At 72.1% G+C, this 14,063-nt stretch carries 7 protein-coding genes; 6 read left to right on the top strand and 1 reads right to left on the bottom strand.

Features of this window, described 5'->3' with window-relative positions; translation table 11 throughout:
* The first annotated feature begins 17 nt into the window (after positions 1-17).
* The 5 genes from ACWEOH_RS11345 to ACWEOH_RS11325 all read left to right on the top strand — a co-directional run bounded on the left by ACWEOH_RS11345 (position 18) and on the right by ACWEOH_RS11325 (position 7,464).
* Positions 18-893, top strand: a complete 876-nt coding sequence (locus ACWEOH_RS11345; protein ID WP_452030981.1) for a transketolase — start codon at positions 18-20, stop codon at positions 891-893.
* Complete coding sequence (locus tag ACWEOH_RS11340) at positions 890-1,897, top strand: transketolase family protein (protein ID WP_452030979.1); 1,008 nt, start codon at positions 890-892, stop codon at positions 1,895-1,897. Before ACWEOH_RS11345 ends, ACWEOH_RS11340 begins: the two co-directional genes overlap by 4 nt.
* The gene (locus ACWEOH_RS11335; protein ID WP_452030978.1) at positions 1,894-3,207 is read left to right on the top strand and encodes a four-carbon acid sugar kinase family protein; all 1,314 of its coding nucleotides are present in this window, start codon (positions 1,894-1,896) and stop codon (positions 3,205-3,207) included. The genes ACWEOH_RS11340 and ACWEOH_RS11335 overlap by 4 nt, the downstream gene beginning before the upstream one ends.
* Before the next feature lie 103 nt (positions 3,208-3,310).
* Complete coding sequence (locus ACWEOH_RS11330) at positions 3,311-4,621, top strand: MFS transporter (protein WP_452031916.1); 1,311 nt, start codon at positions 3,311-3,313, stop codon at positions 4,619-4,621.
* Positions 4,622-4,710: 89 nt separating this feature from the next.
* On the top strand, positions 4,711-7,464 hold the full coding sequence (locus tag ACWEOH_RS11325; protein WP_452030977.1) for a cation-translocating P-type ATPase: 2,754 nt from the start codon (positions 4,711-4,713) through the stop codon (positions 7,462-7,464).
* A 3-nt stretch (positions 7,465-7,467) separates the two neighbouring features.
* Here the strand turns inward: ACWEOH_RS11325 and ACWEOH_RS11320 are convergent, their stop codons facing one another.
* Positions 7,468-10,584 (bottom strand): SNF2-related protein, encoded by a 3,117-nt coding sequence (locus ACWEOH_RS11320; protein ID WP_452030976.1) that lies wholly within the window; start codon positions 10,582-10,584, stop codon positions 7,468-7,470.
* 230 nt (positions 10,585-10,814) lie between these two features.
* Here ACWEOH_RS11320 and ACWEOH_RS11315 point away from each other — a divergent pair, with 230 nt between their 5' ends.
* Positions 10,815-14,012 carry a M14 family zinc carboxypeptidase gene (locus tag ACWEOH_RS11315; protein WP_452030974.1) on the top strand — a complete coding sequence of 1,066 codons (3,198 nt, stop codon included), beginning with the start codon at positions 10,815-10,817 and terminating at the stop codon, positions 14,010-14,012.
* Positions 14,013-14,063 lie beyond the last annotated feature (51 nt).

Raw genomic sequence — 14,063 nt, 5'->3', positions numbered from 1 at the left:
ACCACGGGAGCAACACCATGACCGACAACGCGACCGCCGTGCGCACCGACCGGGTGACCGCCGTGCGCGACGCCGCCTACCGGATCCGACACCACGTGCTCGACATGGGCGAGGTGCAGGGTCAGGGCTACGTGGGCCAGGCGCTCGGCGTGGCCGACCTGCTCGCCGTGACCTACGTCGACCAGCTCCGGTACCGGGCCGACGACCCGCACTGGAACGAGCGCGACCGGTTCCTCCTCTCCACGGGGCACTACGCCATCGGCCTCTACGCAGCCCTCGCCGAGGCGGGCGTGATCCCGGTCGAGGAGCTCGAGACCTACGGGTCGGATGACTCGCGGCTGCCGATGTCGGGCATGGCGAGCTACACGCCCGGCATGGAGATCTCGGGCGGGTCGCTCGGCCACGGCCTCGCGGTGGCGGTGGGGGTGGCGCTGGGGCTGCGGCTCCAGGCCAACCCGGCGCGCGTGTTCACCTTCGTCTCCGACGGCGAGCTCGACGAGGGCTCGACGTGGGAGGCCGCGATGGGCGCCCACCACCACCGGCTGGGGAACCTCATCGTGATGGTCGACATGAACGCGCTGCAGGCCGACGGGAGGACAGAGACCGTGCTCGGCATCGAACCGGCCCACGACAAGTGGGCGTCGTTCGGATGGTTCACCCAGCGCGTCGACGGCAACGACGTCGAGGCCCTCCTCGACGCGTTCGACCGCGCCGCGGCGCACGCCGCACCGGAGGGCACGCCCTCGGTCATCCTCTGCGACACGAGGATCGGCCGGGGGGTGCCGCTCCTCGAGCAGCGCGAGAAGGCGCACTTCATGCGCATCGACGAGCACGAGTGGCAGGCCTGCCGCGACCAACTGACCGCCGGCTACGCAGGGAGCGTGAACGCATGAGCACCGTGAAGGACGGCGCCGTGCGCGCGCCCCGACTGAAGACCTCGGCGATGATCGCCTCGTTCGCCGATCCGGGGCAGAAGACCGCGCCGGCTCCGTTCGGGCACGCGCTCGCCGCCCTCGCCGAGACCGACCCGCGCATCGTCGGCCTCTCGGCCGACCTGTCGAAGTACACCGACATGCACGTGTTCGCGAAGGCCCACCCCGACCGGTTCTTCCAGGTCGGCATGGCCGAGCAGCTGCTGTTCGGCGCGGCCGCGGGCATGGCCGAGACCGGCCTCGTGCCGTTCGCGTCGACGTACTCGGTGTTCGCCGCGCGGCGGGCCTACGACTTCATCTGCCTCGACATCGCCGAGCCGAACCTCAACGTCAACATCGTCGGCGGCCTGCCCGGCCTCACCACCGGATACGGCCCGAGCCACCAGGCGACCGAGGACGTCGCCATCTTCCGCGGCATGCCGAACCTCACCATCGTCGATCCGTGCGACTCGGTCGACCTCGAGCAGGCGGTGCCGCAGCTCGCCGCGCACGCGGGGCCGACCTACCTGCGCCTGCTGCGCGGCAACGTGCCCACCGTGCTCGACGAGTACGACTACGCGTTCGAGCTCGGCAAGGCCAAGGTCGTGCGCCCAGGCAACGACGTCGTGCTCGTCTCGAGCGGGCTCATGACCATGCGAGCGCTGCAGGCGGCCGAGGCCCTCGCCGCGCACAAGGTCGACGTCGCCGTGGTGCATGCGCCGACGCTCAAGCCCTTCGACGAGGCCACCGTGCTCGCCGAGCTGGACACCCCGCGGCTCGCCGTTACCCTCGAGAACCACACCGTCGTCGGCGGGCTCTTCGAGACCGTCGCCTCAGCGCTCGTGCGCCGCGGCCGCACCCGCCGGGTCGTGCCCATCGGCCTGCCCGACGCGTTCCTCGACGCCGGCGCCCTGCCGACCCTGCACGACCGCTACGGCCTCTCGAAGGCCGCGATCGTCGAGCGCGTCCTGGAGGAGCTCCGATGAAGCTCATCGTGCTCGACGACGATCCCACCGGCACGCAGTCGGCCACGGGCGTGGAGGTCCTGCTCGACTGGGACGCGGAGGTGCTCACGCAGGCGCTGCGGCGCGCCGACAGCGTCTACCTGCTCACCAACACCCGCGCCATGCACGAGCCCGACGCGGTCGAGCTCCTCCGGCGCATCCGACGCGAGCGGGATGCCGCGGCCGCAGCGCTCGGCGAGCCGGTGCACGTCGTGCTCCGCGGCGACTCGACCCTGCGCGGCCACGTCTTCCCCGAGACCGCCGTCTTCACGGGGCCCGACGACGTGATCCTGTTCGTCCCGGCCTTCCCCGACGGCGGACGCACGACCGTCGACGGCACGCACTACGTGCGGGTCGGCGACCGCGTGGTCCCCGCTCACGAGAGCGAGTACGCCGACGACCCGGTGTTCCCGTTCCGCACCGCGGTGCTCACCGAGTACGTCGCCGAGAAGAGCGGCCGCCTGGGCGTGCACGTGTCGCTGGGCGACGTGCGCTCGGGCGGCTCCGACCTGCTCGCCGCGCTCGTGGGCGCGGCGCCCGGGACCGTGGTCGTGCCCGACGCCGAGACCGACGACGACGTCCGGGCGATCGCCTCGGCGGTGCGCGCCGCATGGGCGTCGGGCGTCGGCGTCGTGGTGCGGTCGGCCTCCCCGCTCGCGGCGGAGCTCGCCGGCGTGGCGAGCACGGGCCTGCTGCCGAGCCCGCTGCGGCGCGATCCCGCCCCGACGCTGCTCGTCTGCGGATCGCACACGATCGGCGCCACGCGCCAGCTCGAGCCGGTCGAGCGGGACTTCGGCGCGGCATCCGTGGTCGACACCGGACGCGCGCTCGACGACCCCGCGGCCGAGGGCGAACGGGTGGCGAACGCCGCCGCGGTGGCCGCGGCCGTGCACGGGCTCGCCGTCGTGGCATCCGCCCGCCGGCGCGACCGCGCGCACAACACGCTCGACCACGGCGAGCGCGTGATGACCGCGCTCACGACCGCCACCGCGCGCCTGCGCGACTCGGTCGACGTGGTCGTGTCGAAGGGCGGCATCACCTCGGCCGAGATCGCCCGCGTCGGCCTCGGCGCACGCACCGCGACCGTGCTCGGCCAGGTGCTGCCGGGCGTCTCGGCGTGGCGGGTGGTCACGCCCGAACGCGAGGAGAAGCTCTACATCGTCGTGCCCGGCAACGTCGGCGACCCCTCAACGCTGGTCGACGTGCTCGCGGCGGTCGGCGTGCGGGCAGCGCGCGTCGGCGAGGCGCCGGCGCTCTCCACAGCCCCCGAGCTCTCCGCCTCGGAGCGCTGACCACCCCGGCTAGGCTGGAACGGCGGCGCCCGGATGCCGCCGCGGCACCGATCCCCCTGAAGGCCCAGTGACGATTCTCCCCACCCCCGCGCGCCCGTGGCGCATGTGGCTGGTGTGGACCGTCGGCGTGGCCGCCTACGTGTTCTCGGTCACGAACCGCACGTCGCTGTCGTCCGTCGGCGTCGACGCCGCCGTCCGGTTCGACGCGGATGCCTCGACGCTGTCGATGTTCGCGGTCATCCAGCTCGCCGTGTACGGCGCGATGCAGATCCCCGTGGGCCTGCTGCTCGACCGCTTCGGTGCCCGCCCGATCGTGACCGCCGGCATGGTGCTCATGGCGCTCGGGCAGCTCGTGATGGCGTTCGCCACCGACGTCGGCATCGGCATCCTCGCCCGCGTGCTCATCGGCGCCGGCGACGCGGCCGTCTTCCCGAGCGTGCTGCGCCTCATCGCCGTCTGGTTCCCCGATCGGCAGGCACCCGTGCTCGTGCAGTTCACCGGGCTCATCGGCCAGTTCGGACAGATCATCTCGATCCTCCCGCTCGCCGCGCTGCTGCACGCGACCTCGTGGAGCATCGCGTTCGGCAGCCTTGCCGGGCTCGGCGTGCTGTTCACGATCCTCACGTTCGCGATCATCCGCAACCACCCGCCCGATCGGAACGCCGACGTCGCCGTCGACACCGAGACCGGCGCCATCCGCGTCGTGACGAGCGCGGCCGACCTGCGCGAGGGCTTCCGCGAGTCGTGGGCGCACCCCGCGACCCGGCTCGCGTTCTGGTCGCACTTCGCGACGCCGTTCGCCGGCACCGCGTTCGTCATGCTCTGGGGGTTCCCGTTCCTCACTGCCGGCGAGGGCCTGTCGCCCGCGGTCGCGTCGCTCGTCGTGACGTCGTTCGTGATCTTCGGCATCCTCGTCGGCCCGGTCATCGGAGCGCTGTCGAGCCGGCACCCGATGCGCCGGTCCCGCATGCTCGTGCTGCCGACCATCGCGATCCAGGCGGTCGCGTGGCTCGCCGTCATCCTCTGGCCCGGGCCGGCCCCCCTCCTGCTCCTGTTCCTGCTCGCGGCCGCCCTCGGCACGGGCGGCCCGGCGTCGATGATCGCGTTCGACCACGCGCGCACCTTCAACCCGAGCCACCGCCTCAGCACCGCGACCGGAATCGTGAACGGCGGCGGCTTCCTGGCCGGCCTCCTCGCGATCCTGTTCATCGGCATCGCCATGGACGCGCAGGGCGCCGGCACGCCCGCGACCTACTCGCTCGAGGCCTTCCGCATCGCGTTCCTCACACAGGTGCCGCTCTGGGCGCTCGGCGCGGGCATGATCATCTGGGAGCGCAAGCGCACGCGCGTGCACATCGGGCTCGACGAGCCGCGCTCGCGCCGCCGCGACCGCTGGGGCCGCTTCGGGCGCTGAGGGTTCGGATTGCCCCGTTCGGACTCTCCCCTTCGCGGCATCCGCGGCGTTACTCTGGCCACAGTCGGCACGACGTCCCTGGGGGTCCTGTGAGCATCGAAGTCCAGAGCACCACGACCGAGGCGGAAGATCACGGCGTCGAATGGTGGGCGCTCGCCCCCGACACCGCCGTGACCGAGGCGAAGACCGACGGGGCGCGCGGCCTGGCCGCGGCCGAGGTCGAGAAGCGACGCGCGGAGGTCGGCCTGAACGCCCTGCAGAGCGCCCCACCGCCGAGCGTGTGGCGGATCGCGCTGAGCCAGGTGCTCGAGCTCATGACGCTCATGCTCATCGCGGTGACGATCGTGTCGCTGCTCATCCAGCAGTTCACGACGGCGATCATCGTGGCGATCCTCGTGCTGTTCAACGTCATCACGGGCACACGGCAGGAGGTGAAGGCGCGCCGCAGCGTCGACGCACTCGCCAAGCTGCAGACGCCGCAGGCCCGCGTGGTGCGCGACGGCAGCCTGTCGCAGGTCGACGCCACCCAGCTCGTCCCGGGCGACATCGTGGAGCTCGAGTCGGGCGACCTGGTGCCGGCGGACGGCCGCATCCTGCGGTCGGCGAACCTCGAGACGCAGGAGTCCGCCCTCACGGGCGAGTCACTGCCGATCCCGAAGGGCCCGGCCGAGAACACCGCCGACACGGCGCTCGCCGACCGCACCTCGATGGTGTTCCAGAACACGTCGGTCACGCGCGGGACCGCGCGCATCGTCGTGGTCGAGACGGGCATGCGCACCCAGATGGGCCGCATCGCCTCGCTGCTCACCCAGGTCGGCGACAAGAAGTCGCCGCTCCAGCTCGAGCTCGACAGCCTGACGAAGGTGCTCGGCATCATCGCCTGGAGCGCCGTGCTCGTGATCGTGCTCATCGGCTTCGCGCGGGGGCAGAGCCTCGACGAGCTGCTGTTCCTCGCGACGGCCGTGGCGATCTCCGCGATCCCGACCGGCCTGCCCGTGTTCGTGCAGAGCCTGCTCGCGTGGGGCGCCTCGAAGCTCGCGAAGGAGCGGGCGATCGTCGCGTCGCTCAACGACGTCGAGACGCTCGGCGCGACGAGCGCGATCTGCTCGGACAAGACCGGCACCCTCACGCTCAACCAGATGACCGTGCGCACCGCGTGGGCGGGTGGCAACGCCTACCGCGTCACGGGCGAGGGGTACTCGTTCGACGGACGCGTGCTCGGCACGACCGACGAGCCGCTCGACGCGCCGACGCTCGGGCTCGCGATCGGGCTCCCCAACGACGCGACGGTCTCGACCGAGGGCGACGTGGTCGGCGACCCGACCGAGGCCGCGCTCATCGTGCTCGCCGCCAAGCTCGGCGTCGACGCCGATGACGCCCGCCGCGAGTACCCGAGGCTCGCGGAGGTGCCCTTCGACTCCGACTACAAGTTCATGGCGACGCTGCAGCGGATCCCCGTCCGCGGCGAGAAGCGGCTCGTGCTGCTCGTGAAGGGCGCGCCCGACGTGGTGCTCAAGCGGTGCACGACGATGCTCGGCGAGGACCGCGAGGTCGTCCCCGTCGCAGCCGACTCGGCGACCGCCGAACTCGAGCGCCTCTCGGCGACCGGCCTGCGCACCCTCGCCTTCGCGGCTCGCTTCGTCGACGACGCCGACGAGGGACGCATCGCCGCCGATCCGATGTCGTGGGTCGAGGAGCTCGTGCTCATCGGCATCGTGGGCATCGTCGACCCGCTGCGCCCCGAGGCCAAGGCGGCCGTCGATATCGCCCACAACGCCGGCATCGACGTGCGCATGATCACCGGCGACCACGCCGTCACGGCCGGCGCGATTGGCGCGGAGCTCGGGCTCGGGGCGGGCGCCGTGAGCGGCGCCGACCTCAAGCAGATGAGCGACGAGGAGCTCTCGCGCCGCCTCCCCGACCTGCACGTCTTCGGTCGCGTGACACCCGACGACAAGCTGCGGCTCGTCGGACTGCTCCAGGCGAAGGGCAACATCGTCGCCATGACGGGCGACGCCGTGAACGATGCGGCGGCGATCAAGCAGGCGAACATCGGCGTCGCGATGGGCTCGGGCTCCGAGGTCACGAAGCAGGCGGCGAAGCTCGTGCTCACCGACGACAACTTCGCCACGCTCGTGCACGCTGTGGAGCTCGGCCGCATCGTGTACTCGAAGATCACGGCGTACCTCCGGTTCCAGATGACGCAGCTGCTCAGCCTGATCATGCTGTTCCTCGCCGCGAGCGCGTTCTCGATCGCCGAGGGCGTCGCGCTCTTCCCCGCGCAGGTGCTGTTCATCAACTTCTTCGTCGCCCTGTTCGCCGTGCTCGCGATCGCCGCCGACGCGAACCCGCCCGGCATCATGAACCACCCGCCGCGCGACCCGCGGATCGGCGTCGTGAACCCGGTGTCGCTCGTCGAGTGGCTCGTGTACGGCGCAGTCATCTTCCTCATCGCGCTCGTCCCGCTCGTCTGGGGTCCCGACGAGCCGAGCCCGAGCGAGCCGACGGCGTCGATGACCATGGCCTACGTGGTGCTCGGCCTCGCGACGGTGCTGAGCGCACTCCTCATGCGTCGCACGCCCGAGTCGGGGCTGCTGCCCCCGATCTGGGCGGTGACGAAGATCCTCATCTGGCCGGTCGTGCTCATCGTGGCGTCGACGGAGGTCGGGCTGCTGCAGCGGGCGCTCGGCACGGTGTCGCTCACGGGCTGGCAGTGGCTGGAGTGCATCGGGCTGACGCTGATCCTGCTCGTGGTGGTCGAGGGCGACAAGTGGATGCGTCGGCGCCGAGCGGCGAGCCGTCAGCCGGGGCGTCGGGTCGCGACGACGGTCGCGCCGCGCTGAGGCTCACCCCTCGAGCAGCTCCCGCAGGTCGTCGGCCGTGAGCATCTCGGCCGCGCGCAGGTCGGCGCCCCGAAGGCGGGCGGGGCCCGACGCGCCGCTCGCATCGCCGGCACGCGAGCCCGCGACATCCGCCCCGGCATCGAGGATCGACGCGACCAGCTCGCCCTTGCGCGCCTTCAGCGCCATCACCTTCTCCTCGATGGTGCCCTGCGCGACGAGCCGGTAGACCATGACCTGCTTCGCCTGGCCGATGCGGTGGGCGCGATCGACGGCCTGGGCCTCGCTCGCCGGGTTCCACCACGGGTCGAGCAGGAACACGTAGTCGGCCTCGGTGAGGTTCAGGCCGAAGCCGCCCGCCTTCAGGCTGATGAGGAACACGGATGCCTCGCCGGCGCGGAACCGCGCGATCTCGGCGTCGCGGCGGCGCACCGGCGTCGACCCGTCGAGGTAGGCGTAGGGGATGCCCGCGGCATCCAGTCGAGCCCGCGCCCGCCCGAGGAACGAAGTGAACTGGCTGAACACGAGCGCACGATGGCCCTCGGCGAGCACGTCGTCGAGCTGCTCGAAGAGCGCGTCGAGCTTTGCCGACGGGTAGCCGGCGTAGCGCTCCTCGTCGATGAGCGCGGCGTCGAGCGCGAGCATGCGCAGCAACGTGAGCGACCGGTAGACGATGAACCGCTGGCGATCGAGGTCGTCGACGAGTCCGAGGAGCTTCTGCCGTTCGCGCTGCAGGGTCGCGTCGTAGAGGCGCCGGTGCTTCGGAGCGAGCTCGACCGCGAGCACCTGCTCCTGCTTCGGCGGCAGCTCGGGCGCGACGAGCTCCTTCGTGCGGCGCAGGATGAGCGGCCGGATGCGACGGCGCAGCCGCTCGCGACGCTCGGCGTTGCCGTCCTGCTCGATCGGGCGGCGGTAGGTCTCGTCGAACGCGCGCCGCGACGGGAACAGGCCGGGCGCGACGATCCGCAGGATCGCCCACAGCTCCCCCACGTGGTTCTCGATCGGCGTGCCGGTCATGGCGAGCCGGAACGGCGCACGGATGCCGCGGGCGGCGTCGTGCACCTTCGTCGCGGAGTTCTTCACGAACTGCGCCTCGTCGAGTACGAGCCCGCCCCACTCGAGCGCGGCGAACGCTGCGGCCTCGAGCCGGAGCACCGCGTAGGTCGTGATCACGACGTCGGCGGACGCCGCGGCCTCGGCGATGCGGCCGCGACGCCTCGCCTCGGTCGCGGTGACGGCGGCGACCCGGAGGCCGGGCGTGAAGCGCGCCGCCTCGCGCACCCAGTTCGACGCGACCGAGGTGGGCGCGACGACGAGGAACGGAGGTGCGGCCACCGTATTGCGCGCATGCTGCATGAGCGCGAGCGCCTGCGCGGTCTTGCCGAGCCCCATGTCGTCGGCGAGCACGCCGCCGAGCCGGTTCGCCCACAGGAACGCGAGCCACCGGAACCCCGCGAGCTGGTAGGGACGCAACGGCAGCGCGAGCCCCTCGGGCGGTGCCAGTTCCTCGACGACGTCGCCTTCGCCCCCGTGCGAGAGCCCCTCGACGATGCGACGCCAGGCGACCGCGGGCTCGGCCTCGTGCGCGAGGTCCTCGAAGTCGGCCCAGAGCCCCATGCGGCTGCGGTGGATGGGGAGCGTGCCGGTCTCCCATTCGGCGACCGTGCCGGCCTCCTCGATGAGCTCACGGAGCGGATCGAACAGCGGATCCGCCAGCGAGAGGTACGTCTTGTCGACGAGCAGCAGGCGGCGCTGGCCCTTCGCCAGCGCCGTGAACAGCCGTTGGAACGGCACGGGTCGACCGTCGACGGTGAGCTGCACGCCGAGGTCGAACCAGTCGGCCTTCTGCGACTCGACGGCCGTGACCCTGAGGCGCGGCTCGCCCTCGGCGCGGCGGTAGTCGGGCCGAATGCCGCGCACGTCGATGCGCAGCGGACCGCGCTCCGCGAGCCGCTCGAGTCGCGGCATCCGCTCGACCGTGAACTCGGCGGCGTCGGCGCCACGCAGGAGCACCGCGTCGAGCGGCACCCAGCCGAGCACGTCGGCGACCCGGGCGAGCAGGTCGTCGTCGAGGTCGGGGTCCTCGGCGGATGCCGCGACCGATGCGTCGACGACCGTCGTGCGCCCGTCGGCGTGCTCCCACCGCCACGCGAGGCGCAGCACGTCGCCCGGCTCGTGCCGCGCGTCGAGCACGAGCGTCGCGGGCGGCGCGGCCGGCGGCGCGAAGCTGCCGTCGCGGCTCACGACCGCGATCGACCGCGCGAGCCGGTGGACATGCGCGCGCACGAACTCGGCCACCTCGGCGGCGGGCACCCGCACCGTGCGACCCTCGTCGAGCGCGGCGGACGCGGCCGGCCCGAGCGGTGCCGCGAGCGGCGCGAGCTCGAGCACCCCGGCGTCGAAGTCGAAGCGGTAGAGCCCGTGCCCGCCGATCAGCCGCACGTGCTGCACGGGGCGGACGTCGCCCGCCTCGCCCATGCGCACGATCGGTTCGAGCACGAGGTCGCCGTCGTCGTCGATCGTCGCGTCGAGCGCCACGGATGCCGCGTCGTGCACGACGACCGTGGGCGTCGCCGTCGACCCGGCGAGCGCGATGCCGAGCCGTCTCGCCTCGGCGAGCAGCGCCCAGAGCAGCGGGCTCTCGAACTCGTCGAGCGCGATCCACTCCGACCCGGAAGGCTGGTAGACCGCGGTCGAACCGCCCTTCAGCAGCGCGAACTGCCCGAACCATCGGGACTGCGCGTGGTCGAACCCGCCGGCGCTCGCCTGGTAGGCGATGTTCTGCCAGGTGAGCCCGGCCTTGACCCAGCGACCGCGGGCGCCGGCGGTGCCGGGGCGCACCGCGAGCCGGTCGACGGATGCCGCGCGCCGCGCGGGCTCGTCGCGGCGACCCTGCCACTCCCCGGGCCGTCGTGGCACGTCGCGGCGCAGCTCGAACTGGAGCGCGAGGGGGCGCGGAGCCGCGACCGGTCGCCCGTCGCGCGCGCGGGGCGACGCGGCATCCGTCTCGTCGGACGCAGCCGGCGGACCCGACGGCGCGGCGGTGAGCGAGGCGATCGCGCGACGCCAGTCGGAGGCCCGCTCGCCGCGCGCGTCGGCGCGGGACGCGGGCTCGGCGGGCATGCACCCATGCTCGCACGCGGCGCCGACACGCGCGCCGGGCGCCCGACGTCGTGCAGCCGCCGCACTCGGGGCGGCTCGGCCACACGATTCGGCGAATGTTCTCCGCAACGGGTTGACCCGCGCCCGAGGCGGGCACCAAGATGAGGAACGTTCGTGTCGCGGCGAACCTCCGCGAGCGGACAGCCGGGTGATCACCCCGGCGAAGACGCATCGCGCACAAGGGGGTACGCATGTTCCGTCAGCTCGCCGTCGCCACCGCAGCGGCATTGGTCATCTCGGGGGTCGGCGCCGCGCCGGCCATGGCGAGTCCACCGTCATCCGACCTCCCCGATGACGTCGGCGTCGGTGTGTACGAGGCCACGGTCGATGAGGACGGCCTCGCGGCGATCGCCGAGCTCGGCGTCGACCGCGCGGAGGGCGAGCTCCGGGTCGAGCCGGCCGGGGAGGGCACCTTCGCCGTGCAGGTCGTCCTGCCGGCTGTGCAGGCCGAGCAGGTCCGGGCGCAGGGCATCGACCTGCAGCCCGTGGTCGACGAGGGTACGGCCGACCAGCGGATGCGCTCGTTCGCCGCGGAGGCAGTGCCCGAGGGCGTGTTCCGCACCTACCTCGGCGAGGGCGGCATCGCGGAGGAGCTCGCGGCCCAAGCCGCCGCATATCCCGACATCGCCGAGCTCGTCACGTTCGGCGAGACGTGGGAGGGCACCGAGATGCAGGCCGTCCGCGTGACGCGGAACCCCGGCAAGGTCGCCGAGGGCAAGCGGCCGACGACGGTGTTCCTCGCGGCGCAGCACGCGCGCGAGTGGATCACGCCCGAGATGGTGCGCCGCCTGCTGAACGAGGTGCTGACGTCGTACGGCAGCGACCCCGAGATCACCGAGCTCGTGCGGAACACGGAGATGTGGTTCATCCCCGTCGCGAACCCCGACGGGTACGACTTCACGTTCGAGGTGCCGCCGACATCGGATGACACCGGCACCCGGATGTGGCGCAAGAACCTGCGCGACAACAACGAGAACGGCGAGCTCGACGGCGGGGACGGCGTCGACCTGAACCGCAACTCGCCGACGCGCTGGGGCTACGACAACGAGGGTTCGTCGCCGAACCCCGTCAGCCTCACCTACCGTGGTCCGTCGCCCGGTTCCGAGCCGGAGTCGGAGGCCATCGACGCGCTGTTCGGCAAGATCACGCCCGAGTTCTTCATCAACTACCACTCGGCCGCCGAGCTCCTGCTGCACGGCATCGGCTGGCAGGTCGCGACCCCGTCGCCCGATGACGTGATCTACGAGGCGATGGTCGGCGACGACGCGCACCCGGCCGTGCCGGGGTACGACCCCGACATCTCGGCGGAGCTGTACACGACGAACGGCGACATCGACTCCCACATGCAGGAGGCGCACGGCACGCTCGGCTTCACCCCCGAGATGTCGACCTGCCTCGCCGCCGTGGAATCGAACCCCTCGGACGACTGGACGGCTGAGGACTGCGCCGACAACCTGCAGGGATTCGACTTCCCCGACGACGAGGAGCTGATCCAGGCGGAGTTCGCGAAGAACATCCCGTTCGCCCTCGCCGTCGCGAAGTCGGCCCTCGACCCCGACGACCCGGTCTCGGTGGTCGGACGTGACGCCGAGGACTTCCGCGTCGACAGCTTCACGGTGTCGTACGGCGATCCGCAGCCCGTGGCCGTGACCGCCAAGCGAGCGCTCAAGGCGAAGAAGCTCTTCTACTCCATCAACGACGGACCCGCCGTCGAGGCGAGCCTGTCGGAGTGGGACGGCGGCGAGCGCTACGGCTTCGAGAACGACGACTACTACGCCGAGTACCGCGGGGTCGTGAACGGTGCGAAGCCCGGTGACTCGGTCGAGGTGTGGTTCACGGGCGTGGCCTCGAAGAACGACCTGCCGAAGGGCGAGAAGGCCGGACCCCGCGAGAGCGTGCACTTCACCTACGAGGTCGCGCAGGACACGGACCGTTCGGTGCTCATCCTCGCGAACGAGGACTACACCGGCTACAACCCCGAGCCGGCGCCGCGCAACGACGGCCTGAAGTACCTCGACGAGCGCGTCGAGGCGCTCGCGGCGAACGGCGTGACGGCGGACGTCTGGGACGTGGATGCCCAGGCCGTGCCCCACGACCTCGGCGTGCTCGGCCACTACGACGCGGTGCTCTGGTACCTCGGCGACAACCGGTTGACGCAGGACCAGGAGGACGTCGTCACCTCGTACTTCGGCACGCCGCTGCCCAACCTGGCCGTCGCGGAGCGCCAGCAGTACCTCACGCTCGCGGTGCGCGACTACCTCAACGAGGGCGGCAAGGTCGCGTACGACGGCGAGACGACGGCGTACTACGGCCTCGGCGCCAGCAACTTCGGCGGCATCTGGTACGGACTCGACGGTGCACCCGAAGAGGACTGCGTGGTCACCGTCGACCCGTTCTCCGACTGCCTCCTGCTCGCGGACGACTTCACCCAGTACTGGATGGGGGCGTACGGCCGGCAGAACTCCGGGGCGGAATCGGGCACCGAGGGCATCGCGCCTCCGCTCGACGGCGTCACGGTCGAGTTCGGAAGCAACGCAGAGCTCGACAACGACGTCAACGAGGCGGGCGCGTTCGTCGTGACGAGCGACGTGCTCCCGGTCGACGAGTTCCCGCAGTTCGCGAGCGAGGGCCTCGCCGAGTACCCCGACCCGTTCGCGGCGGTCGAGGGTGACTGGGCTGCGGCCGCCGGCCACGTGGACGACGGCTACCAGCGGCTCGGGCGGACGTACGACCTGACCGGGCTGACCGCGGCGAACGCTCCCGCGTTCGCGGCCCAGATCGCGTTCGACACGGAGGAGGGCTACGACAACGTCATCGTCGAGGCCCGTGCGGTCGGATCCGACGACTGGACCACGCTGCCGGAGGCCAGTGGCGCGACCAGTTCGGACGTCCCGACGGAGTGCGAGGCGGGCTTCCTCCTCGACCTCCACCCGTGGTTGCTGAACTACCTCACCCCGGGCAACCCGTGCACCGCTTCCGGCGGCACGGGCGACTGGAACGCCCTGACCGGCTCCACGCTCTGGATTCCGGTCTCGTACGACCTCAGTGCGTACGCGGGCGGCCAGGTCGAGGTCGTCGTGAGCTACGTGACCGACCCGGCGACGGGTGGCCTCGGCGCCATCATCGACGACACGAAGCTGGTCACCACGGCCGGCACGTCCCAGGCCGAGGGCTTCGAGCAGGGGCTCGGCGCCTGGCAGGTGCTCGGCTCCCCCGAGGGCAGCCCGGAGAACCTCTCCGACTGGGAGCGCTCGGACGGCCTCGCGGAGCTCGCGTCCGTGACCGCCACGGAGGACACGCTGCTCTTCGGCTTCGGCCTCGAGCAGCTGGCCACCGCTGAGGAGCGGGCCGAGGTCGTCGGCCGCATCCTGGCCCATTTCGGGATCTGATCGAAGGGAGCAGGTGAACGGATGCCGCGTCGGGTTCGCCCGGCGCGGCAT

The sequence above is a fragment of the Agromyces sp. NPDC004153 genome (assembly GCF_053603635.1).
This window is presented reverse-complemented; position numbering and strand designations above follow the sequence as displayed.